This window comes from Halorubrum sp. CBA1229 (assembly GCF_003721435.2).
GTDB lineage: Archaea > Halobacteriota > Halobacteria > Halobacteriales > Haloferacaceae > Halorubrum.
Window position 1 is genome coordinate 922,949 of the sequence record NZ_CP054585.1, and the last position, 22,492, is coordinate 945,440.

At 72.4% G+C, this 22,492-nt stretch carries 22 protein-coding genes and 2 tRNA genes; 8 read left to right on the top strand and 16 right to left on the bottom strand.

Annotation, left to right across the window (positions count from 1 at the left end):
* Positions 1-22 precede the first annotated feature (22 nt).
* Both Hrr1229_RS04620 and Hrr1229_RS04625 read left to right on the top strand, forming a co-directional pair.
* Positions 23-517: a UPF0146 family protein gene (locus tag Hrr1229_RS04620; protein WP_123113976.1), complete on the top strand. Its 495-nt coding sequence runs from the start codon at positions 23-25 to the stop codon at positions 515-517.
* A 64-nt stretch (positions 518-581) separates the two neighbouring features.
* Entirely contained in the window at positions 582-1,445 is an 864-nt protein-coding gene (locus Hrr1229_RS04625) for a TIGR01548 family HAD-type hydrolase (RefSeq protein WP_123113975.1), read from the top strand.
* A gap of 47 nt (positions 1,446-1,492) precedes the next feature.
* Here the strand turns inward: Hrr1229_RS04625 and Hrr1229_RS04630 are convergent.
* The 3 genes from Hrr1229_RS04630 to Hrr1229_RS04640 form a co-directional block, all read right to left on the bottom strand.
* Positions 1,493-1,568: transfer RNA gene (locus Hrr1229_RS04630), tRNA-Ile, on the bottom strand.
* Between the two features lie 44 nt (positions 1,569-1,612).
* Positions 1,613-2,077 carry a group I intron-associated PD-(D/E)XK endonuclease gene (locus Hrr1229_RS04635; protein ID WP_123113974.1) on the bottom strand — a complete coding sequence of 155 codons (465 nt, stop codon included), beginning with the start codon at positions 2,075-2,077 and terminating at the stop codon, positions 1,613-1,615.
* 61 nt (positions 2,078-2,138) lie between these two features.
* Positions 2,139-2,246: transfer RNA gene (locus Hrr1229_RS04640), tRNA-Asn, on the bottom strand.
* A 164-nt stretch (positions 2,247-2,410) separates the two neighbouring features.
* On the opposite strand from Hrr1229_RS04640, the gene cca reads away from it, so the two are divergent.
* Positions 2,411-3,829, top strand: a complete 1,419-nt coding sequence (gene cca, locus Hrr1229_RS04645; protein WP_123113973.1) for a CCA tRNA nucleotidyltransferase — start codon at positions 2,411-2,413, stop codon at positions 3,827-3,829.
* 37 nt (positions 3,830-3,866) lie between these two features.
* Here the strand turns inward: cca and Hrr1229_RS04650 are convergent, their stop codons facing one another.
* The 4 genes from Hrr1229_RS04650 to Hrr1229_RS04665 all read right to left on the bottom strand — a co-directional run bounded on the left by Hrr1229_RS04650 (position 3,867) and on the right by Hrr1229_RS04665 (position 6,106).
* Complete coding sequence (locus tag Hrr1229_RS04650; protein WP_176329359.1) at positions 3,867-4,226, bottom strand: hypothetical protein; 360 nt, start codon at positions 4,224-4,226, stop codon at positions 3,867-3,869.
* 77 nt (positions 4,227-4,303) lie between these two features.
* Entirely contained in the window at positions 4,304-4,660 is a 357-nt protein-coding gene (locus tag Hrr1229_RS04655; protein WP_123113972.1) for a CrcB family protein, read from the bottom strand.
* Entirely contained in the window at positions 4,657-5,004 is a 348-nt protein-coding gene (locus tag Hrr1229_RS04660) for a CrcB family protein (RefSeq protein ID WP_123113971.1), read from the bottom strand. Before Hrr1229_RS04660 ends, Hrr1229_RS04655 begins: the two co-directional genes overlap by 4 nt.
* Positions 5,005-5,023: 19 nt before the next feature.
* Entirely contained in the window at positions 5,024-6,106 is a 1,083-nt protein-coding gene (locus tag Hrr1229_RS04665; protein WP_255212560.1) for a DUF87 domain-containing protein, read from the bottom strand.
* Between the two features lie 117 nt (positions 6,107-6,223).
* Here Hrr1229_RS04665 and Hrr1229_RS04670 point away from each other — a divergent pair, with 117 nt between their 5' ends.
* Entirely contained in the window at positions 6,224-6,700 is a 477-nt protein-coding gene (locus tag Hrr1229_RS04670; RefSeq protein WP_123113969.1) for a carboxypeptidase regulatory-like domain-containing protein, read from the top strand.
* A gap of 64 nt (positions 6,701-6,764) precedes the next feature.
* Here the strand turns inward: Hrr1229_RS04670 and Hrr1229_RS04675 are convergent, their stop codons facing one another.
* The 5 genes from Hrr1229_RS04675 to Hrr1229_RS04695 form a co-directional block, all read right to left on the bottom strand.
* Positions 6,765-7,538, bottom strand: coding sequence for a protein-L-isoaspartate O-methyltransferase (locus Hrr1229_RS04675; RefSeq protein ID WP_123113968.1), 774 nt, complete (start codon positions 7,536-7,538; stop codon positions 6,765-6,767).
* 79 nt (positions 7,539-7,617) lie between these two features.
* On the bottom strand, positions 7,618-8,328 hold the full coding sequence (locus Hrr1229_RS04680) for a protein-L-isoaspartate(D-aspartate) O-methyltransferase (protein ID WP_123113967.1): 711 nt from the start codon (positions 8,326-8,328) through the stop codon (positions 7,618-7,620).
* Positions 8,329-8,370: 42 nt separating this feature from the next.
* Positions 8,371-8,844 (bottom strand): Hsp20/alpha crystallin family protein, encoded by a 474-nt coding sequence (locus Hrr1229_RS04685; RefSeq protein ID WP_123113966.1) that lies wholly within the window; start codon positions 8,842-8,844, stop codon positions 8,371-8,373.
* 102 nt (positions 8,845-8,946) lie between these two features.
* Positions 8,947-10,455, bottom strand: a complete 1,509-nt coding sequence (locus tag Hrr1229_RS04690) for a stage II sporulation protein M (protein WP_123113965.1) — start codon at positions 10,453-10,455, stop codon at positions 8,947-8,949.
* An 83-nt stretch (positions 10,456-10,538) separates the two neighbouring features.
* Positions 10,539-11,963, bottom strand: coding sequence for an MATE family efflux transporter (locus Hrr1229_RS04695; protein WP_123113964.1), 1,425 nt, complete (start codon positions 11,961-11,963; stop codon positions 10,539-10,541).
* Between the two features lie 133 nt (positions 11,964-12,096).
* Here Hrr1229_RS04695 and Hrr1229_RS04700 point away from each other — a divergent pair, with 133 nt between their 5' ends.
* Positions 12,097-12,519 carry a gamma-glutamylcyclotransferase family protein gene (locus Hrr1229_RS04700; RefSeq protein ID WP_123113963.1) on the top strand — a complete coding sequence of 141 codons (423 nt, stop codon included), beginning with the start codon at positions 12,097-12,099 and terminating at the stop codon, positions 12,517-12,519.
* Positions 12,520-12,835: 316 nt separating this feature from the next.
* Positions 12,836-14,047: a threonine ammonia-lyase gene (gene ilvA, locus Hrr1229_RS04705; protein WP_123113962.1), complete on the top strand. Its 1,212-nt coding sequence runs from the start codon at positions 12,836-12,838 to the stop codon at positions 14,045-14,047.
* Positions 14,048-14,464: 417 nt separating this feature from the next.
* Here ilvA and Hrr1229_RS04710 read toward each other — a convergent pair whose 3' ends face one another.
* The 4 genes from Hrr1229_RS04710 to folP form a co-directional block, all read right to left on the bottom strand.
* On the bottom strand, positions 14,465-15,028 hold the full coding sequence (locus Hrr1229_RS04710) for a hypothetical protein (RefSeq protein ID WP_123113961.1): 564 nt from the start codon (positions 15,026-15,028) through the stop codon (positions 14,465-14,467).
* A gap of 139 nt (positions 15,029-15,167) precedes the next feature.
* Entirely contained in the window at positions 15,168-16,238 is a 1,071-nt protein-coding gene (locus Hrr1229_RS04715) for an FAD-dependent oxidoreductase (RefSeq protein ID WP_123113960.1), read from the bottom strand.
* Positions 16,239-16,338: 100 nt separating this feature from the next.
* Positions 16,339-17,775, bottom strand: a complete 1,437-nt coding sequence (locus Hrr1229_RS04720; RefSeq protein ID WP_123113959.1) for a DHH family phosphoesterase — start codon at positions 17,773-17,775, stop codon at positions 16,339-16,341.
* Positions 17,776-17,811: 36 nt separating this feature from the next.
* The gene (gene folP / locus Hrr1229_RS04725; RefSeq protein ID WP_123113958.1) at positions 17,812-20,511 is read right to left on the bottom strand and encodes a dihydropteroate synthase; all 2,700 of its coding nucleotides are present in this window, start codon (positions 20,509-20,511) and stop codon (positions 17,812-17,814) included.
* Between the two features lie 110 nt (positions 20,512-20,621).
* Here folP and Hrr1229_RS04730 point away from each other — a divergent pair, with 110 nt between their 5' ends.
* On the top strand, positions 20,622-21,656 hold the full coding sequence (locus tag Hrr1229_RS04730) for an ABC transporter ATP-binding protein (RefSeq protein WP_123113957.1): 1,035 nt from the start codon (positions 20,622-20,624) through the stop codon (positions 21,654-21,656).
* The gene (locus Hrr1229_RS04735) at positions 21,653-22,408 is read left to right on the top strand and encodes an ABC transporter permease (protein WP_123113956.1); all 756 of its coding nucleotides are present in this window, start codon (positions 21,653-21,655) and stop codon (positions 22,406-22,408) included. Before Hrr1229_RS04730 ends, Hrr1229_RS04735 begins: the two co-directional genes overlap by 4 nt.
* Positions 22,409-22,492: the final 84 nt, after the last annotated feature.

Here is a 22,492-nt window from a genome sequence, read left to right on the forward strand (position 1 = left end):
CCGCAATCATAAAGCCCGCGCCGTGGTCTCACCGCCCCGTCGGGCGCTCGTCGAGGAGCTCGCCCGCCACGATCGGCTGCTCGAGGTCGGCGTCGGCGATCGCCCCGGCGTCGCGCGATCGCTCGCCGAGCGCGGCCGCGACGTCGTCGCGGTCGACGTCGCCGTCGGCGAGCGCACGCTGGCGGCCGCTCGCGAGACCGAAGGACCGACCATCACGGGATCGCTCCGCGCCGTCGAGGCCGACGTGTTGGATCTGGCGGGCGGGGAGAGCGGCTCCGGACCGGGCGGAATAGCGGGCGAGTTCGACGCGGTGTACGCCTGTAACCTCCCGGCTGAGCTCCAGCGTCCGACGGTCGCGCTCGCCGAGCGGTTGGACGCCGCATGCCTGTTTACCACGCTCGGCTTCGAAGAACCGACGATCCCGGTTCGGCGCCGGTCCCTCCCGGAGACGACCGTGTACGTCGCCCGGGACGGCACCGCGGGAAGCGACTCCCCCGGTGCCGCCGGCAGGCGCTGAGGACCTTCCGGCCGAATCGGCCGCGAACCCGAACGTTCTTTCCCTCACCTGCCGGCGTACGGGTATGCAGGTCGACGCAGTCGTTCTCGACATCGACGGCGTCCTCGTCGACGTGGGCGACTCGTATCGACGGGCGATAATCGAGTCCGTCGACAGGGTGTGCGGCAAGACGATCGACCGCGACACGGTGCAGGCGTTCAAAGACGCCGGCGGGTTCAACAACGACTGGGAGCTGACGGACGCGGCCGCGCTGTACGTGCTGGCCCGCCGCGAGGGGCTCGGGATGGACCCCGACGCCTTCACCGACCGAGTCGCCGAGGCCGGCGGCGGGCTCTCGGCGGCGAAGGCGGTCGTCGGCGACCTCCCGCGGGTCGCGCAGGCGCGGGTCCGCGACCAGTGGGACACCGAGCGCCTCCGCGAGACGTTTCAGGCGCTGTACCTCGGCGAGGAGCTGTACCGCGAACTGGAGGGCGGAGAGCCGCCGCTGTCGGCGCCGGGGTACATCCACGACGAGCCGACGCTCGTCGAGCGAGAGACGATCGCCGACCTGACCGAGCGGTTCGACGTTGGCGTGCTGACGGGGCGTCCCGCGGCCGAGGCGGAGATCGCCTTGGAGCGCGTCGGCCTCGACGTCCCCGAGGACCGCCGGTTCACGATGGACGACTGGGAGGAGGGGAAGCCGCACCCGCGGGCGCTCGTCGAGCTCGCGGAGCGGTTCGACGCCGAGCGCGTCGCCTTCGCCGGCGACACCCTCGACGACGTCCGGACCGCGCGCAACGCCGACGACGAGGACGCGAGCCGGGTCTACTACGGGGTCGGCGTGTTGACGGGTGGACTCACCGGCGAGGAGGGACGCCGGAAGTACGCCGAGAACGGGGCCGACGCCGTCGTCGACGACGTGAACGAGCTGGTCGGACTGCTGGAGTAGGGCTCTCGGGTATGCGTGGCTCGCGGAAAATGATCGGCGTGAGAGAATGGGCCTTGCCGGATTTGAACCGGCGATCACTCCGTTATGAGCGGAGGGCTTTGAGCCAGACTAAGCTAAAGGCCCGCGTCGATCCGTGTTATACGAGGGGTACTCTTTAGATTACCGCATTATCCCGATTGGAGACGACTGAGGACAGTATCGATCCGGTACTCTTCGTGCCAATTGATATTCGTTCGATTGTTGTTCGCGGCGGGTTCGTATCGGATCGTGGTCGCCGCCGCTCCGGCGTCTTCGATGGGGACGAGGTACACGTCCTCTGTTCGGACGTTGAGGACGGCGAAGTAATCGATTTTTCCGTCGTAGCCCGCCCGTTCGTAGCCTTCGCTTTTCGTCCAAACGCTTCGAGTCCGGAACTCCACCGCGCCGTCGTTTTTGCCGTCGTACGCCGTCTTGACCTGTAACCGATAGAATTCACCGTCGATTCTGGCGACGAGGTCGTATGGATCGTTGTCGTACGCCGGTGTGAGCACGGAGACGTCGCGAGCGAGCAACTCCGCCGTGACGATCGCTTCCGTGGCCTGTCCGCGCTTCTGTGGTTCTCCGAGACTGTCGTACTGCTCAAAGCGCGACATACGACCGTCTGAGTCGTTATCGTATAAAGACAGATCCGCGAGGGAAACCGGGAGAAAGGGACGCCGAAGCCAGGACTCGAACCTGGGACCGCCTCGTGACTGTGACGTTCGGGGGAGTTCCGCCGAGCGTCGTAACAGCGAGGCGCTCTACCAACTGAGCTACTTCGGCTCATCTTCGGATACTCGCGTTCTTTTGATATGGCTTTCGTTTCCGCCCGACTCGGGGGAGACGAGTTGGCACGGCGTCGGCGACGCGGTCGCCGTCGGCGTCGCGGACCGCCCCGCCGCCCCCGCGACCGACACGTTTTCGGCCGGACCGCGAGAGGGACGAGTATGAGCGATCCCGAGTCGGACGGTGCCGGGTCCGACGAACTCGAAGCTGTCCTCGCGCGCGTCCGCGACCGGGCCGTTCCGGAGCCCGAGGAGCGCGAGCGCCTGCGGACGGTCGCCGGCGAACTCGCGGAGCGGGCCCGCGAGGCGATCGCCGACCTCCCCGTCGACGCCGACGTGGTGCAGGTGGGGTCGACGGCGCGCGGGACGTGGGTCTCGGGCGATCGCGACATCGACCTGTTCGTCCGGTTCGACGCCGACCTCGACCGCGCCCAGCTGGAGGAGTACGGGCTCGCGGTCGGCCACGCCGTCCTCCCCGACGGCCACGAGGAGTACGCCGAGCACCCGTACGTGAAGGGGACCTACGAGGGGTTCGACGTCGACCTCGTCCCCTGTCACGACGTGGAGACGGCGGCGGAGCTCGTCTCCGCTGTCGACCGAACACCGTTCCACGACGCGTACCTCTCCGCGCGGCTCGACGAGGAGCTCGCCGCCGATGTGGTTCTTGCGAAGGCATTTTTAAAAGGGATCGGCGCCTATGGGAGCGACCTCCGCACGGAGGGGTTCTCCGGCTACCTGACGGAGCTGCTCGTGTTGGAGCTCGGCGGGTTCGTCCCGCTCGTCGAGTCCGCCCGGAGCTGGCATCCGCCGGTGGAGTTCGACCCGGAGGGCCACGCCGAGGCGACGTTCGACGACCCCCTCGTCGTCGTCGACCCCACGGACCCGACTCGGAACGTCGCGGCGGTCCTCTCGGCCGCGAACGCCGCGCGGTTCCAGCACTACGCCCGCGAGCTGCTCGCGGCGCCACGCGAGGCGCTGTTCGAGCCGGACGACCCGGAGCCGCTCGACGCCGCGGGCGTTCGGGACCACCTCGACCGGCGGGAGACGACGCCCGTCGCCGTCGTCTTCGACGCTCCCGACATAGTGGACGACCAGCTGTGGCCCCAGCTCCGGCGCTCGCTCGACGGGATCGTCCGCGGGCTGAACGCGCACGGGTTCGACGTGTTGCGCTCGCAGGCGATGGTCGGCGACGATCGAGCCGAAGAGGAGTCGGGCGGGGGCGTCCGCGCCGCGCTGTACGCTGAACTGGAGGTCGCGGAGCGGCCGGCGGTCCAGCGTCACGAGGGGCCGCCGGTCGCAGTACGGAAACACGCCGCGAGCTTCTACGAGTCGTACGCCGACGACGTCGACCCGGAGACGTACGGCCCGTTCATCGACGGGAACCGGTACGTCGTCGAGCGGGAGCGGGAGTTCACGACGGTGCGGGCGTACCTCGAGAGCGAGGCCGCGGGCGACGTGGCGCTGGGCGCGCAGGTGGAGCGGGCGTTCGCGGAGCGCGACGTGTTGGTCGGCGACGCCGTCGCGACGCTGGCGCCGACGTTCGGAACGACGCTCCGCGAGTTCTACGAGCCGCACCCGTGAGCGCCTCTCGAGGCGGACGGCGTCCCGGACCGCGACCTCACCCCGAGACGCGGTCCGAGATCAGGTACACGAGGGCGACGATCGCGACCAGCACCGCCCCGATAGCGGACATGAAGGCGGCGACGCGCGGGAAGACGAGCCAGAAGGCGACGTAAAACGAGAAGCCGAACGCGAGGAGTCCGACGATCACGACGCCGCGAGTCGGGTTCTGGACGGCGGCGACGAACACGCGCTGCGGGAGTGAGAGGTCCTCGAACGACGGCGCATCGTCGCCGAACGCTCCGCCGGCATCACCCGAGGGCGCGGCCTCCGCGTCGGAGTCGACGGGACCCGGACCGCCCGCTGCGCGCTCGGCGTCGGCGCCCCCGTCCACCCGGCTCTCGGCGTCGTCAGTCACGCGAGACGGTACGTCCCGGAGGCGCCTGTACCTGTCGCTCCCGGGCGTCGCGTCCGGAGGACGGCCGGGTCGCGCGCTCACGCGAGCGCGGCGACGAGCGCCGACCCGGTGAGGAACGCCGCCAGCGCGGCGAGCAGGTTCGCGGCGGCGAATCCGACGGCGACGTCGCCCTCCCCGGCGGCCGCGGTCGACACCGTCTCGACGGCGAACGAGGAGAACGTGGTGAACGCGCCGCAGAATCCCACCGCGAGGAGCGCGGTCGCCACGGCCCCGACCGGCGCGGCGAGAACGGCGCCGAGCGCGAGGCTCCCGAGCGCGTTGACGACGACGACCGATCGTCGTCCCTCGATCCGAAGGGCGACGACGTGTCTGGCGGTCGCGCCGAGCGACCCGCCGACCCCGACGAGAGCGGCCGCGAGGAGCGGGTCGGTCACGACCGTCCCCCGATCAGGAGTCCGCCGAGCGCGGCCGCGAACCCGAGCGTGTAGCTCGCGGCGACGTACGCGGCGCCGAGCGGTCCGCCGAGCGCGACGGCGTCTCCGACGAACGTGCTGTAAGTGGTGAACGACGAGAGCACCCCGGTGCCGACGAACAGTTGTGTCCGGGTCGTCGTCGCGCGGGAGACCAGCAGTCCGAGCGCGAACGAGCCGACAACGTTGACGACGAGCGTGCCGGCGCCGGTGGATACACCGACGGCGACATCGACCCCGTGTCTGGCGACGGCGCCGAGGAAGCCGCCGGCGGCGACGAAGAGGAGACCGAGCGGCGTCCGTTCCATGCGAACGCGTCGGCAGGGGTCACCTTGGGCCTTCGGACTCGGCCGCGGCCACGTCGCTCGCACGAGGGCTCGCGCCGCCGTGCGGCGTCCGCCGCTCGCGGACCCGGACGGTGTGGGCCGTCTCGGTCGCGTCGTCGACGACGAGCGCCTCGCCGGTCCCGGTCGGGAGCCGCGAGGCGAGGTCGCCGGCGAGGTACGTCGCGTCCGCCTCCGCGAGCCGCGCGACGTCGCGCTCGGCGGTGAGCCGGTGACAGACCAGCAGGTCGGACTGCGAGACGGCGACGCTCGGCAGGGCGCCGGGGCGCTGCGTCGCGCAGACGAGTGAGACGCCCGGCGCGCGACCGCGTGTCAGGAGAGTCCTGAGCGCGGGGTCGGCGATGCCGTCGAAGAAGGCGTGCGCCTCGTCGACGAGCAGCCACGGGAGCCGGCCGAGGTCGCCGTCGATACGGGCGTCGTAGAGCCCGCGGGCGACCGCCCTGACGACGGCGGCCGCGGCGGCCTCCGGGACGCCGGCGAGGTCGAGCACCGTCGGCGAGCCGTCGGCGGCGAGCGACGAGACCGGCGGCGCGTCGGCGTCGAACACGCCCCAAGACGCCGCGAGCCGGAGGTGGTTCGCGGCGGCGCGGCGTGCAGTGTCGGGCGCGTCGGCCTCGACGACGCGGTCGCGCAGGTCGGCAACCGAGGCCGCCTCCGCGCCCTCCGCCGCGTCCGCGACGGCGCGCCACACCACCCCGCCCGGACCGCTCGTCGGGTCGAGCCCGAGCAGGTCCGGCCACGCGGACGCCGGGATCGCGTCCGGGCGGATCGCCGGCTCGACCGCGCGGCCGCCCGCGGCGCGGAGCCCGTCGAAGACACCCATCGGATCGACGATGACCGGCGAGACGCCCGGCGCGTCCGCGAGCCCCTCGGCGAGGACGCCGAGCGTGTACGACTTCCCGGTGCCGCGCTTGCCGAAGACGACGCCGGCGTGCGGTCGGTCCGCGTCGACGCCGACGGCGGCCCCGGCGCTACCGTCGCGAGCGAGAAAGGAGCCGAGGCGGACCGTCGGGAGCGGGGTTCCGGTCGCGCGACGCTCGTCCTCCTCGCGTCCGAGCACGTGCATGCCCGGCGGTGGTCGCGGCATCGCTCAAAAGGGTCGGGGAGGCGGGACGGACGGAGCCGCCGGCCCCACACTTCCGCGTCCGACGGTTTATGAGTGATGCCGCGGCCAGCGGGCCGTATGTCCGATTCGAAACGCGACGGACGCACCGCGAACCGCCGATCGTTCCGCACGGACAGGCGCGCCATCGAGGGGCTGCCGGTCAGGCTGGTGATCGCCCTCGTCGTCGGCGTCGCCAGCCTCAGCGTGATGATGGGGATGATCGGGGACATCGAGGGGCTCGCCGCGACAGAGGTCGACGCCCAGCCGCAGCCGGAGGTGACGACGCCGGGCGAGCAGTCCATCGACGTCGCCGTCCTCGACCCAGACGGGTCGCGGGTCGCCGACGCCACGGTGATCGTCCGCAGCGGGTCGGCGCAGATCGACGGGGTCACGACGGCGGAGACGAACGAGGAGGGCGTCGCGACCGTGGACGTCGCGCCCGAGTTGGGACCGAACCAGCCGGACGGGACGCTCACGGTCGAGGTCAAGCCGCCCGCCGAGGGCGACTACGTCGACGAGCGGGAGAACACGGCGGTGCTCGTCGTCGAGGAGTGAGGCGGGCTCGGCGGAGGAGTGAGGCGGGCGCGGCGGGTCGGTCGCCGCGGGGGTGGCCGCTCGCTCAGAGCCGGTCGTCCCAGTCGATCCACTCCTGCTCCCAGCCGGCTCGCGCGAAGTGGCCCTGCTCCGCCCGTTCGGCGTCCTCGCGGCGCGTGCGGTTCCGCTCCACGCCGCGCTGCTCCCCGTCGACGAGCATCGGCCGGAGCCGGGCCGGGCCGGCGGTCTCGACGGTGCGGAACCCCGCCGGCGCGTCGTCGTCCGGCTCCGCCGTTCCGTCGGGCGCCGGCTCGACGGCTGCCACGGTCTGGACCGCGTTGCCGCGCGGGTAGACGAGCCGTCCCCCGTCGGCGAGCTGGTCCCTGAGCGCGCGCGGCAGTTCGAGGACGGCCGCTTCGAGGAGGATCCGGTCGTAGGGCGCGTACTCCGGCAGCCCGTTGGCGCCGTCGCGACGGTCCACGAGGACGGCGTCGTAGCCCGCCGCGGAGAGGTTCGAGCGGGCGAGCGAGACCGCCTCCCGGTCGATGTCGATCGCGTGGACGTGTCTCGCGCCGGCGATCTCGGCGAGCATCGCCACCGAGTAGCCGACGCCGGCGCCGACCACGAGGACGTCATCGCCCTCGTCGGCGTCCAGCGCGGTGATCAGCCGGACCGCCGTCGCCGGGGCGAGGACCCGCGTACCGGCCTCGTCGCTCGCGGAGTTCGCGTACGGCGAGTCGTCCACGAACGTCTCGCGCGGGACCCGCTGGAGGGCGGTCAGCACGGCGGCGCCGAGCGGCTCGCCGAGCTCGTGTTCGAGCCCCTCGATCATGTCGGCCCGCAGCGATGCCTCGTCCATGGTCGGGCTCGGTGCTCGGTCGCCTAAAACCGCTCGTTCGCCGCGGCCTCGAGAGCGCGCTCGGCGCGGCCGCCGGCCGTCACTGCATCGGCACGAAGCGGACGCCCCCGTGGTCCTCGCGGTCGACGCCGTCCTCGCGGACCGTCAGGCGCACGAGCCGCTGGCCGCCGCGATCGAGGATCCCTCCGCCGCCGACCGGCGCGACGACGCGACCGCCGGTCCGGACCTGGTCGACGATCGGATCCGGGACCTCACCGGTCGGCGCGCACGTCAGGGACGCCGCGTCGAACGGCGCCTCGTCGCGGAACACCTCGCGGCCGTCACCGGCTCTGACTGTCACGTCGTACCCGAGCCGGTCGAGCCGCTCGCGGGCCTCCGCGGCGAGTTCGGGGACGTACTCGGCGCTGTACACGTTGCCCGGCCCGACGACCTCGGCGAGGACGGCGGCGTGGTAGCCGCAGCCCGTGCCGACTTCGAGGACGCGGTCGCCGCGGTCCAGATCGAGGAGGTCCGTCATCACCGCGACCATGTGCGGCGCGCTGATCGTCTGGTCGTGGCCGATCGGAAGCGGTCGGTCGGCGTAGGCGCGCGATCGGTCACCCCCGGGGACGAACTCGTGCCGCGGGACGGCCTCGATCGCCGACAGCGTACGCTCGCTCGCGTCGAGCCGCTCTCGGAGCCCATTCACGAGCTCGCGGCGGGCGGCGGCGAGGTCCGGACCGTCCCCGCGGTTCGGATCGGTCTCGCGTCCCGGATCGTCGTCGGATTCCGGTCCGTTCGCGTCCACCATGCGGGCCACTAGCACGACGAAGGTGGAGAAACTATCGGCGCCTCAGCTCACGTCGATGCTGTGACCGCCGCCACCCCCCGACCGCTTCGGCAGCGTGACGGTGAGGACCCCGTTTTCGTACGAGGCGGTCGCGCCGTCGGCCTCGACGGGCTCGGCGAGCGGGATCCGACGCGAGACGGACCGAGATCGGCGCTCGCGACGGTGATACCGGACGTCAGAATCGGTCGCCTCGCCCTCCTCGCCCGCGACCTCGACGTCGCGCTCCTCCTCGCGGGTCGCCGCGATCGACAGCGACTCCTCGCGCAGTTCGACGTCGATGTCGTCGTCTTCGAAGCCCGGGAGGTCGGCGAGGACCGTGATCGACTCGTCGTCCTCGATCACGTCGACGGCGACGTCGCGCGCGCCGGGGAGTTCGGGACCGCCGGGCGTGTCGAGCGTGCCGCCGAGCTCCTCGAACTCCCGGCCCATCCGTTCGAGCAGTTCCTCAATCTCGCCGAAGGGATCGCGTCGCGTCATACAGGTCAGGATTCGTGGCGGAGCGACTTGAACGTACGGCCGGGAACGGACAGTCAATCAACGGACGGACGAGAGCGAGTTCCGAGCGGCCGGCGCCGGGACCTAGAGGAACGGGCGCCAGTAGTACGGGCTCACGAACCCCTCGATGAACGCGGCGACGGCGATCAACACCCCGACGCCGACCAGCACCCAGAACGCGTCCTCCAGCGCGTCGGCGAACTCCGCGCGGGAGCGCCGCCCGCGGAGCGTTCGCCACGAGACGATCCCGAGGTGGACCCCAAGCGCGCCGGAGACGAACAGCGCCGGGATCTCGAGGACGCCGTGGGGGACGACGAACGCCGCGAGCGCGACAAGATTCTCCTCTAACGCGGCCGTGGCGCCGAGCGCGAGGCCGTTGAACGCGATCGACGACAGCGCCGGGACCACGAGCGCGACGCCCGCGAGCGAGGTCGCGATCGCGACCGACCAGTTGTTGCCGAAGAAGTTGAGGGCGGCGACGGGCGGGAGGTGGCCGACGAGCCGCGACTCGATCGACGTCGTGATCGCGCCGACGAACGGGTCGACGGCGAGCCAGCCGAGCGCGCCGAACCCGACCCCGACGAGGACGACGACCGCGTGCAGTCCCGGCGTCCGGCGCACGAACGCGGTCAGCTCGCGCCAGCCGCGGCGGACGCCCCCGGAGAGCTGCGCGCGGAGGGTCGCCTCGGGCGGATCGAGCGGATCGACGGCGCCCCGGTGGTCGCCGTAGAGGACGGTCTTCAGCAGGTCGAGGGCAGGCGCGGCGGCGACCGCGCTGACGAGCGCGACGACGGCCCCGCCGCCGAGGAACGCCAGCGCCGAGGCGGCCGACGAGATCCCGACGAGGACCCCGACGGCGACGACCAGGTACGCGGCGGCGTCGGCCGGGTTCGACCGGACGAAGCCCCCGGCGCCCTCCACGGCGCCGACCGCGCCCGCGTCGTCGACGACGACGGCGGCCGGGGCGAACGCGAAGACGATCCGAACGAGCAGGAGGGCGACGAGCCCGACGAGCAGAACGACCAGCGCGGCCGCGGCGCCGAGGAACGGATTGACGACGAACGCGGCGCCGATCGCGAGCCCCCCGAGAAGGAGGACGCCGAGCCAGCAGCAGAGCTCGGCGACGTAGAGTCCGAGGAACGTGAGCCAGCGGTCCCGGACGCCCGCGATGCCCGCGGTGAGCCCGCGGTCGCTCCGGAGCCGGGCGACGACAGCGGACATTTGGCCGGCCGAGACCGCGGCGTAGGTCAGGACCGCGATCGCCACCGTCGCGATGGTTCCGGCCGCGAGGAGCGCGACCGCGGTCGGCGACACGAGCGGTTCGAGCGCGGGCGCGAGCGACTCGCTCCACGCCTGCAGCGCCTCGGGGTCCTGCGTGTCGGGCGGCGTCAGATCGAGCCCCGCGAGCGCCTCGCGGGCGGTCGCGAGTCGACCGGTGAGTTCGAAGTGGAGGTAAACGCCGGCGAGCGCGGTGAACAGCCCGATCCGAGCGATGACGGGGACCGCCGTTCCGAGGAGGTAGAACGGGATCAGGTCAGCGGGGCGCCGCCGGAGGGTGGAGACCGCGGCGGTGACGGCGGATGACAGATCCATGCGAAGCGGTTCGGCCGTCCGACACTTAACGAGTCCGCGTGTCGCCGGACGGTCCACCGCCGAATCGGTTGGCGCGTCCGCAGTCAGTCCGTCGCCGGCTCCTCTGTCTCGTCGACGTCCGGATCGTCGAGCCCGGTGCCGCGCTCCGCCATCAGCGCCGCGGCCCGATCGGCCCAGCCGGAGTACCGGAACCCGGCGGCGACCACGAGCGCCATCCAGACGTACGCAAGCGAGACGCCGACGTACGCGCCCGTCGGCCCGAATCCGGCCGTCCGGCCGAGCAGCCACGAGGCGCCGAGGAACAGCCCGAACATCCCCGACACCCGCGCGACGAACGGGATCCGGGTCTCGCTCGCGCCCTGTAGCGCCCCGGAGAGCGCGGAGAAGCAGGCGAGCGCGGCGCCGGCGACCCCGTAGACGCGGGCGAAGTCGACCGCGTACCGGACCGTCGGCGCGTCGTCGGTGAACAGCGGGACGAGCCGCGGCGCGACGACGACGAGCCCGACGCCGATCGACCCGACCGTGAGCACGCCGAGCCCGGCGACCGCCCACCCGTCGAACCGCGCACCGTCCGGGTCGCCGGCGCCGAGCGCCTGGCCGACGAGCACCGAGGCCGCCACGTTGTACCCGCGCGAGAGCGGTCCGGTCACCTGTTGGTACACTCGCCGCCCGATCTGGAAGCCGGCGTTGACCGCCTCGCCGAAGCCCAAGAGGAGGGCGTTGAACGGGAACTCGGCGAGCTCCGAGCCGAACCCCTCGGCCACGCGCGGCGCGCTCACCCGGAGGAGCTGGCCGGCGATGGCGGGGTCCCGGGGGCGCGCGAAGCTCGCTTCGGTCCGCGGTCCCCAGATCGCGAGACAGAGGAGCCCGGCGGTGAGCGCGTTCGCGGTCGCCGTCGCCAGCCCGACGCCGAGCACCTCCAGCCGGGGGAATCCGAACAGCCCCAGCCCGAACACGACGGAGCCGGCGATGTTGACCGAGTTGGCGGCGACGTTGACGTACATCGGCGTGCGGGTGTCCCCCGTCCCCTGCAGCGCGCGGGCGGCGACGAGCGCGACGTGGCGCGCGGGGGCGGTCGCGAACACGACCGCGAGGTACGTCGATCCGAGGGCGACGACCTCCGGCGCGGTCCCCTCGCCGACCAGTCGGCCGAACACGTCGATCGCGAGCTCGCCGAAGCGGAGACCGACGAGCACGAACGGGACTCCCGCGAGCGCGCCGATCAGGATCGCCTGCGTCACCGCCTCGTCGCGGTTCCCCGTCGCGTCCGCCCCGGTGTCCTGCGAGGAGAGCGCGATGGCGCCGCCGCCGAGCCCGAGCCCGACCCGGAGCGGGAACCGGGCGTAGAGGTCGGCGAGGCCGATGGCGACGACCGCGGCCGGCGAGAACAGCGCGGTGACGAGCACGTCGGTCGTCCGCATCGCGGTGCGGAACGTCTGCTCGGCCATGACGGGCCACGCCAGCGCGAACACGCGCCGCCAGACGTTTCGCAGCCGCGGGACGTCCATGTAAGACGTAGAACGATCGGATCCGTTTTTAAGTATCGGAGGCGGTCGGTGCCGCCGAGGGCGACGAGAGCGGCGGCTCCCCGCTCCCGGTCCCCGTCCGAAGCTTCAAGCGTGCGAACGACCCACACGACCTATGGACGTCTTCGTGTACGGGATCCTGACCGAGCCCGAGCGGGTCGCCGAGGTGCTTGACTCGTTCGTCTTCGTCGGCCCGGCGACTCTGACCGGTCTCCGCCTCGTCGAGGGGCGGTATCCGACGCTCGCGCCGGGCGGACAGACGGCCGGTCGGCTCCTCCGGACCGACGAGGTGGCCGCGCTCGACGAGTACGAGGGCGTCGAGGACGGGCTGTACCTCCGGGAGAACGTTCCCCTCGACGCCCCCGAGGGGCACCCGGATCGGGCCGCCGTCTACGTCGGGGACCCCGACCGCCTCGACGCCGACGCGACGTGGCCGGACGACTCCGCGAACCGCGACCAGGGATTCGCCGAGGGGGTCGAGGCGTACCTCGAGCGGGCCGACGTCCGGGTGCGGCTGACCCCCGAAAACACCGTCTGACGGAGGAATGACGGCGCCGCAGTCGTGCGGTTTCACTTTCACTCCGCTAGCCCCACCTTTTTGTATTCACCCCGTATAATCACACTTGCACGTCACACGCGTGCATTCCCCCCTTCACAGACGGCGAGCCGGTGGCTCGCCCGTCAGATTTCCCCTCGTCACAGAGCGTGCGGTCCGTCGTCCCGCAGGGACGCCGCGCGGGATGAACCGACACGCCGCGCGAGATGACCCGACACGCCGCGCGAGACGACCCGGCAGGCCGTGCCGGACGATCCGGACCGGAACCGATTAGCGGCCAGCCCGGCGACGGAGACGCATGCTAACCCTCTCCGACGTCCACGAGGCGCGCGAGCGCGTCGACGGCGTGGCCCGTCACACGCCCTTGGAACGGTCGCGGACCTTCTCCGAGATGAGCGGCGCGGACGTCCGGCTCAAGCTGGAGAACTTCCAGCGCACCGGCGCGTTCAAGATCCGCGGCGCGATGAACCGGATCGCGACCCTCTCCGAGGCCGAGCGCGAGGCGGGCGTCGTCACCGCGAGCGCGGGGAACCACGCGCAGGGGGTCGCCCTCGCGGCCCAGCGCGCCGGCGTCGACGCCACCGTCGTGATGCCGAAGTTCGCGCCCGTCTCGAAGGTGAAGGCGACGCGCGGGTACGGCGCCAGCGTCCGGCTGGAGGGCGTCGACTACAACGAGGCGCAGGCGTACGCCCACGAGCTGGAGCGCGATGAGGGTCGGACCTACGTCCACGCGTTCAACGACCCGGTCGTGATGGCCGGACAGGGGACGCTCGGCTTAGAGATCGTCGACGACTGTCCGGAACTCGATACGGTCGTCGTCCCGATCGGCGGTGGGGGCCTCATCTCGGGCGTCGCCGTGGCGATCAAAGAGCAGCTCTCCGACGTGCGGGTCGTCGGCGTGCAGGCCGAGGGCGCGGCCTCGGCGGCCAAATCCCTAGAAGCCGGCGAGGTCCGAGAAATCGACAACGTCGACACGATCGCCGACGGGATCGCCACGCGGTCGGTCGGCGAGGAGACCCTCGAGGTCATGGCGGAGTACGTCGACGAGGTCGTCACCGTCGATGACCGCGAGATCGCTCTCGCGCTCACGCTCCTCTTAGAACGCTCGAAGACGCTCGTGGAGGGCGCCGGCGCGGTCGCGCTCGCGGCCGTCCTCTCGGAGGCGTTCGAGTACGACGACGGCGAAACGGTCGTCGCCGCGCTCTGCGGCGGCAACATCGACCTCAATCGGCTCGGCACCGTGATCCGGCGCGGGCTGGTCCAGATGGGCCGGTACCTCAAGATCACGGTCGACCTGAAGGACCGCCCGGGCGAACTGGAGCGCGTCTCCAGCATCGTCGCCCGCACCGGCGCGAACGTGTACGCGGTCCACCACGACCGCACCTCGCGGGACGTCGCCGTCAACGCCGCCGAGCTCGAACTCGAATTAGAGACCGACGACGCCGAGCACGCCGCCGACATCGTCGACGCGCTCGAGGCCGACGGGTACGACGTGGAGATTCTGTCGTAATCGGTCAGCGACGGCGACGCTATTTATAAACGAGCGCGGCGGTGCGGTGGCGCGTGCCGACGAGCGCCCGAAGGGTGCGAGTCGCACGCGCGAGGGAGTCAGTCGCCGGAGCGAAGCGGAGGCGACTGACGAGGCTGGGGAGGCGTGAGGTGCGGTCGCGGTGCGGGGCGGGACTCAAAGGGGCAGTCGGGAGGGCGGCGCAGGCGACGTAAGCACCACAGGAACGAGCAAAGCGAGTGACGAGGAGCGCAGCGAGCGTGCGCCGCCCTCCCGGCTGGGGCTTTGGCGGTGTCCTCCCCAGCAGCAGCCACGTATCACCGAGCGGCTGGGGTTTTGGAGGCATTCACCGTCGATCTACTGCCAGCCATTTATAAGCGAACGGCTGAGGCCTTGGCGGTGTTGGCCGCCGGTTCCACGTCAGCTTCCTGAGGAGTTTGTGGCGTTACTCGACCGGTCGGAGGCCGAAACGCTCCCGCTCACGCTCGTCGACCCGCCGAGGAGCGAGGAGTCCGAGTCGCCGCGCAGCGTCGTGACCGTCTCGCCGTCGTGCTTGACGATCAGTTTCCAAGGGTCGTCACCCGCGGGAATCCGCATCGTGCCGTTGTAGCGGACGACGCCCGAACACGACCGCGACGCGTTCCCCGCCTCCTCGATCGGGACGTCGAGGACGTAGGCGGACTCGTTCAGGCGTTCGAACGTCGGGCCGCCGACCGCGTGCGAGGAACTCGGCAGAGAGACGTTTCGAGCGTACGTTATCTCCGTGTTCCCCGGTCCGGCAGACACCGAGGTCGAACTGTTGGCCGCGAACTCGTCGGGACAGCGGACCTCGTCGGAATCGAAGCCAAGCAGCGCCGGCGGATCGCTCGCTCCGCCGAGGAGGCCGCCGGGCCCTCCCGACACGGGGCCGGCGAGGGCGACGGCGCTACCGGTCACGAACAACGCGAGCGCAGCGACGACGACGACCAGACCGCGTCTGTTCATTCCGTTTCGAACGACGGGAGAGGCGCGGATAGTACCACGTATAACGCAAAGAAGGGTTTGAGTCACCGATCCCCTCACGGGTGCGAACGGGGGGCGTCGGAGCGGTGACCCGGACGCACCCGAAACGACGAACCGCCGCTCAGTCGTCCGCGGCCGCGGCGTCGACCTCGGCCTCGTACAGCTCGCCGGCGCGCTCGCGCTCGGAGAGGTACTCGTCGGCGTCGAGCGCCGCCTTCACGCCCATCCCGCTGGCCGTGGCCGCCTGCTGGTAGTGGAAGTCCACCACGTCGCCGGCGCCGAACAGCCCCGCGACGCCGGTGCGTGTCTGCCCGCCGCCGCGGCCGCCCTCGGTGATCAGGTAGCCGTCGTCGTCGGTCTCGATCCCCGTCCCCTCCAGGAAGTCGGTGTTCGGGGTGTGGCCGATGGCGAAGAAGACGGCGCCCACGTCGAAGTCGTACTCGTCGACCTCGTCGGCGGTCGCCGGGTCGTCGAGCTTCTCCTTGGGGTGGCCGTCAGGGTGCTCGACGAGCGTCACGCGGTCGATCCCGTCCTCGGGGGTGCCGTGGATCTCGGTGAGCTCGGTGTTGAGGAGGAGCTCGATCTCCCCGTCGTCGACCTTGTCCATCGTGCGGTCGATCCAGACGTCCTCCGCGCGGAACTCCTCGCGCCGGTGAGCGATGTACACCGTGTCCGCGAACTTCGTCAGGAAGTTCGCCTCCTCCATGGCCGCGTCGCCGCCGCCGACGACGAGCATGTCCTCGCCGCGGAAGAACGCGCCGTCGCAGGTCGCGCACGTCGAGAGCCCGTACCCCATCAGCTCGTCCTCGCCGGGGACGCCGAGCGTCCGGGCGCTCGCGCCGGAGGCGGCGATCACGGCGTCGGCGGTGTAGACGTCGCCGTTCGTGAGCTCGACGCGGAAGTGGCCCGCGGGCTCCTTCGAGACGTCGGCGATGATCCCGTTGCGGGTCTCGGCGCCGAACTTCTCGGCCTGCGCTTTCATGTCGTTGATCAGCTCCGGCCCGGAGATCCCCTCGGGGAAGCCGGGGTAGTTCTCCACGTCGGTGGTGAGCGTGAGCTGGCCGCCCGGCTCGTCGCCCTCGATGAGCAGGGGGTCGTTGTTCGACCGCGCGGCGTAGATCGCGGCGGAGAGTCCCGCGATGCCGGTGCCGGCGATGATCAGTCGACGGTGATCGACAATATCGTCATTCATGCAATACTGTTCGCCGTCGGGAGGTATGTAGGTTGCGCCATCGGGCGCGGCGAGCGGTCAACTCCTCGGTCCGCCGTGAAACGGGCCTTCCGCCGGCCGCTTAGTCGTTCGGAAACTCCGGCAGCGAGCCGGCCGGCTGAGTCGGCGCGTCGTCGAGCGCCTCGAAGAAGCGTCCGGAGACGAACGTCTCGACGACTTCCGGCAGCGACTCCGACTCCGAGACCTCCTCTAAGATGCCGAGGGGGACCTGCGCGCCGGCCATCGTGGCGTGTCCGCCGGCGGAGCCGACCGGATCGAGCGCGTCCCGGAGCAGCTCGCCCACGTCGAGGTCGGCGCCGCGCGACCGCGCGGAGGCGTATATCACCCCGTCCATGTAGCCGTAGACGAAGGTGACGGTGACCCCGTCGAGGTCGAGGAGCCGCTCGGCCGCCTGCGCGAGGGTGTCGCGGTCGCTGATCTCGCCGACGCAGGAGGCGACCGTAGACCCCCGCACGTCCCGGCCCTCGATGGCGTTCGCGAGCACCCGGAGCGTCTCCTGGCTCACGCTCGGGCTCTCGACGCGTTCGAGCGTCGACTCGTCGGCGAACGGCGACAGCGACGCCGCTGCCTCAAAATCGGGGATCGACGTCGACCGGGTGAAGTCCTTCGTGTCGATCCGGATCCCGTACAGCAGCGCCGTGGCGAGCTCCCGCCCCGGCTCGACGCCGAACCGCGAGAGGTACTCCTCGATGAGCGTGCTCGTCGCGCCGGCGTCAGGCCGGATGTCGACGAACTCCCCGGCGACCGGGCCGCGGGGCGGGTGGTGGTCGACGACGATATCGACGGGGTGCTCCTCGGGGAGGCTGTCGTTGATCCCCGCCCGCGAGTGATCGACGAGGGCGATCCCGTCGTAGTCGTCGAGGTCGATCTCCCCGAACGTCGACAGCGAGAGGTCGAGCAGGTTCACCAGCGCGCGGTTCTCCTGGTGGGCGATCTCGCCGCCGTAACAGGGGTCGGCCGGGACGCCGACGACGTCGGCGACCCGCGCCAGTCCGATCGCGCTCGCGATGGCGTCCGGGTCGGGGTTGTCGTGGGCGACGACGAGGAGGGGACCGGAGAGCTCGCGGAGCGTCGCGAGCAGGCGGACCGGCAGCTCGTCGCCGTCGGCGCCGGTCGCCTCGCTGACGCGCGCGACCAGCGCCTCGACCGGGTCGACGACGCGGTCGGCGACCGCCTCCAGCGCCGACTGCTGGTCCGCGGTCGGGTTCGCCCCGACGTGGGCGACGATCATCGCGTCCGGGTAGCGGCCCCGGGCGGCCTCCGCGGCGGCGACGTTGCGCGCGGGGTCGTCGCTCGCGACCAGTACGACCGCGGCGCGGTCGGGGTACGAAGACGGGTCTGTCGGGTCGGCCTCGACGGTGGCGACGTTGCGGTCGCGGAGCGTCGACGCCCACCCGGTGTCGTCGGTGATCGCGACGAGCTCGCCGCGCTCCTCGCGGGTGCGCTCGACGAGCGTGTTCCCGACCGCGCTACAGCCGAGCAGCAGACGCCGGGCCATACCGGTGCGAGGGGATCGGAGAGGAAAACGCTGCCGTCATTCGTCCGCGGCGTCCGCCCGGGCGGCGTCGCCCGGGTCGCCGCCCTCGTCGTCTCCGTGTTCGCCGTCTCCGCGCTCCGCGTCGCCGCCCTCGCGGAGGGCACCGTTCACCGCGGCGGCGACGTCGACCGCGGCGCGGTTCTCCGCCACGTCGTGGACGCGCACGAGGTCCGCCCCCCGGTCGGCGGCGAGCGCGGTCGCGGCGACGGTGGCGTGTTCCCGGTCGTCCGGATCGCGGTCGACCGCCCCGAACATCGACTTGTGCGAGTGGCCGATGAGCACGGGGCAGTCGAGCGCGGCGAACTCCCCGACGCGGTCGAGCAGCTCGAACGCCTCGGCCGCCGACTTCCCGAACCCGAGCCCGGGGTCGACGATCACCCTGTCGCGGTCGATCCCGGCCGTGTCGGCGAGCGCCAGCCGCTCGCGGAGCGACGCGATCACGTCGCTCACGGCGTCGTCGTACTCGGGGTCGTTCGTCGGGTCGACCGGCGCGTCGAGGCTGTGCATCACGACGACCGGGCAGTCCGCGTCGGCGACGACCTCGCGCATCGCGGGGTCCTCCAGCCCGGTCACGTCGTTGATGACGTCGGCGCCCGCCTCCAGCGCGGCCTCGGCGACCGGCGCCTTCCGCGTGTCGACCGAGACCAGCACGTCGCCGTCGGCGACCGCCGGTACCGACTGCGCCGCCTCGATCGTCGGGACGACGCGGTCGATCTCCTCGTCGACGGGGACCGGATCCGCGCCCGGGCGGGTGGACTCGCCGCCGACGTCGACGACGTCGACCCCGGCCTCGACCATGCGCTCGACGCCCGCGACCGCGTCCGCCAGCGCCTCGTGGCGCCCGCCGTCGTGGAAGGAGTCGGGCGTGACGTTGAGCACACCCATCACGGCGGTGCCGTCGGTCCAAGGGTAGTCGGGGGCGGTCGCGTCGGCGTTGGTATTCGACTCCCTCTCGTCGAGTCCGAGTCGGTCGGCGATATCGTCTGCGACGCCCGCGAACCCCCCGCTCTCACGGTCGCGCAGGCGGTCGAGTAGTACGCGATACTCCGCGACCGTCGCGCCGAGCGTGATCGGCACGTGCTCACCGCCGGGGACCCGTCCCTCGCCCGCCCCGAGCCCCCCTATCGCGGCGTCGCCGCCGACCGCCCGGATCGCCGCCGCGAGGCGCTCGGCGCGGTCGCCGCGCAGCCGGAGCGTGAGGACGCGGTGGTCGATCCCCTCGGCGCGGGCCGCGGCCGCCTCGGGCGGGACGCCGGCCGCGTCGAGCGCGCGGACGGCGGCGCTTCGGTCGGCCCCGTCGCGTCCGCCCGCCCCGCCGCGCCGACCCGCCCCGTCGACCGACCGCGGCGTCACGGTCCGGAGCCGGGCCGCGCGCGCCTCGGCGACCGCGAACAGCGAGCCGACGAGCAGCACGCAGTCGCCCGGGTCGGCGCGGTCGACCGCGGCGTCGAGGGCGGCGGCCACGTCGTCGCCGACGGTCACCTCGCCGACACCGGCCGTCCGGAGTGCGGCCGCGAGCACCTCCGGATCCTCCGCGCGGTCGAGCGCCGGACGGCAGGTGACCGCGGAGGCCGCGTCGGGGAGCGCGCTCGCGGCGCCCGCGTGGTCCTTGTCGTGCATCGCCGCGTACACGAGGTGGAGGTCGTCGTAGTCGTACTCGGCGAGCGTCCCCGCGAGCGTCCGGCAGGCGGCCGGGTTGTGCGCGCCGTCGAGCACCGTGAGCGGGGCCGTGTCGACCACCTCGAACCGGCCGGGCCACGTCGCCCGCGCGAGCCCGTCGCGGACCGCGGCCTCGGGGAGCGGATCCGTCTCCTCGCCCTCCTCCCCCTCGGCCACCGCCGCCGCGGTCCGCCGGGCCAGCGCGACCGCGACGCCCGCGTTCGTCGCCTGGTGGTCGCCGACGACCGGGATCCGGTAGGTGCCCGCCGCCTCGCCCGCGAGCGTCACCTCGGCGTCGGTCGGGCTCACGCGCCCGTCGTAGGCGACGGAGAGGGCGGGGGCGTCGTGGCCGTCGGACTCCGGATCGGAATTCGCCCCCGCCACCGTCGCGACCGGCGCGTCAGCCTCGTCTGCGACCTCGCGGACGACGTCGAGCGCCTCGCCCTCGCAGGCCGTCACGAGGGAGGCGCCCGGCTCGGCGATCCGGGCCTTGGTGCGGGCGATCTCGGCTATCGTGTCGCCGAGGACGGCGGTGTGTTCGAGCGAGACGTTCGTCACGGCGGTCGCGACCGGATCGACCGCGCTGGTCGCGTCGTACTCGCCGCCGAGGCCGACCTCCAGCACCGCGACGTCGACGTCGCGGCGCGCGAAGTCGCGGATCGCCATCGCCGTGACGACCTCGAAGAAGGTGAGGGGTTCGCCGGCGGCCGCGCGCTCGACGAGCCACGGCTTCGCCTCCGCGACGAAGGCGGCGATCGCGTCCTCGGTCATCGGCAGCCCGTCGACGCGGGCCCGCTCGGCGAGCGCGGAGAGGTGCGGCGAGGTGTAGAGGCCGACCGAGAGCCCGGCCTCGCGCAGGATCGACTCCGTCATGCGCGCCGTGCTCCCCTTCCCGTTCGAGCCGGCCACCTGCACGAACGGCACGTCGTCCTCGGGGTTACCGAGCCGGTCGAGCAGCGCGGCGACGCGCTTGGTCCCCGGCTTGACCGAGAAGCGGCGGAGGTCGAAGAGGAACGCCGCCGCCTCGTGGTAGTCCATGTCCGTGGGTCGGCGCCGCGTCGCTTAGGAGTAACGGACCGGTGCGGACCGGGTCGGTCTCCCGGCCGCGAAGAGCAACCCTTAGGCGCGCGGCACCCCGACTCTGTCCTATGAACGAGACAGCGGCCGCGTCGGCGTCCGCGGTCGACGCGGCGGCGGTCGACGGCGCCGCCGACCCGGTGATCGCCGGCGAGGGCGTCCGGCGGACGTACGGCGACGTCGTCGCGCTCGACGGGGTCGACCTCCGCGTCGAGGCCGGCGAGGTGTTCGGGCTCATCGGTCCCAACGGCGCCGGGAAGACCACGCTCGTCCGCGCGCTGACGGGGACGACAGACGCCGAGGGCGACGTCAGCGTGTTCGGCGTCCCGCCCCGCGAGGTCGACCCGCAGCGGGTCGGGCTGCTCCCGCAGTCGTTCGACCCGCCGGAACGACTCACCGCGAGCGAGCTGGTCGAATACTACGGCGGCCTCTACGACGACGCCCGCGACGTCGAGTCGGTCCTCCGGGACGTTGGGATGGCCGACGACGCGGACGCGTGGTACGAGACGCTCTCGGGCGGGCAACAGCGCCGGACGTGCGTCGCGACCGCCATCGTCAACGACCCCGACCTCCTCTTCCTCGACGAGCCGACCACGGGGATCGACCCGGCCGGCCGACGGTCGATCCACCGCCTGATCGAGCGGCTCGCCGACGGCGGCACGACCGTCTTCCTCACGAGCCACGCGATGGACGAGGTCGAGCGGCTCGCCGACCGCGTCGCGCTCCTCCGGGACGGCGCGGTCGTCGCCGTCGGCCCGCCCGGCGAGCTGATCGCGGAACACGGCGGGGCACCCCGGCTGGACGTGACCCTCGACGACGCCGCGAGCGACGCGGCGGTCGGCGGCGTCGAGGCGGGCCTCGCTGGCGACGCCGCCGTCGAGTCGACCCGCGACGGGCTGCGGATCCGCGGCGTTCGACCCGAAGCGATCGGCGACGCGGTCGACGCCCTCGACGCGGCCGGGGTCGCCTTCGAGTCGCTCGCGTGGACCGAGCCCTCGCTGGAGGACGTCTACCTGCGGCTCACCGGCGAAGAGTACTCGCCCCGCGCCGGCGGCCCGCCGAACGAGGTCCGCGAGTCGGCGGCGGCGGACGGGGGCGACCGATGACGCGCGTCGGCCGGATCGGCACCGAGGCGACCGCGGCGGCGCGGTCGTTCCTCCGCCGGCGGACGGCGGTGTTCTTCACGTTCTTCTTCCCCGTGATCCTCGTGGTGATCTTCGGCGCCTTAGTCCGCACGCAGCCCACCGGCGGGGGGCTGTTCGCGGAGCCCGCCGGCTACTACATCCCCGGCTACCTCGCGGTCGTCGTGCTCTTCACGCCCCTCTCGCGGGTCGGCTCCGAGATCGCCCGCCACCGCGACGGCGGCCGGTTCGAGAAGCTGGCGACGACGCCGCTCTCGCGGGCGGAGTGGCTCCTCGCGCACACCCTCGTCAACGTCGCGATCATCGGCGCGGCGAGCCTCCTGATCTTCGGACTCGTCCTCGCGGTGACCGACGCCGAGCCGGTCGTTTCGCCCGCGCTCGCCGTCCTCCCCGTCTTCGTCGCCGTCGGCGTCGCGCTGTTCTGCGGGGTCGGGGCGGTGCTGGGCGCGCTCACGGACTCGCAGGACGGCGTGATCGCCGCGAGCAACACGGTCGCGCTCCCCCTCCTCTTCCTCTCCGAGACGTTCGTCTCGCCAGACCTGTTGCCGGCGTGGTTCCGCCCGGCCGTCGCCGCCTCACCGCTGACGTACTTCGCGCGCGGGACGCGGGCGATCGTCCACGAGCCCGGCGCGTGGGTCGGCGACCTGGCCGTCCTCTCGGTCCTCGCCGTCGCGTTCCTCGCGGTCGGCGCGTACGCGGTCCCGCGGACGGACTGAGGCCGGAGAGGGGCGCCGGTCGAGGCGAGGGGGTACCGGCCGGGAGGGTCGGCGTCGCCGAAGCCGGTCATTTATATCGTCCGG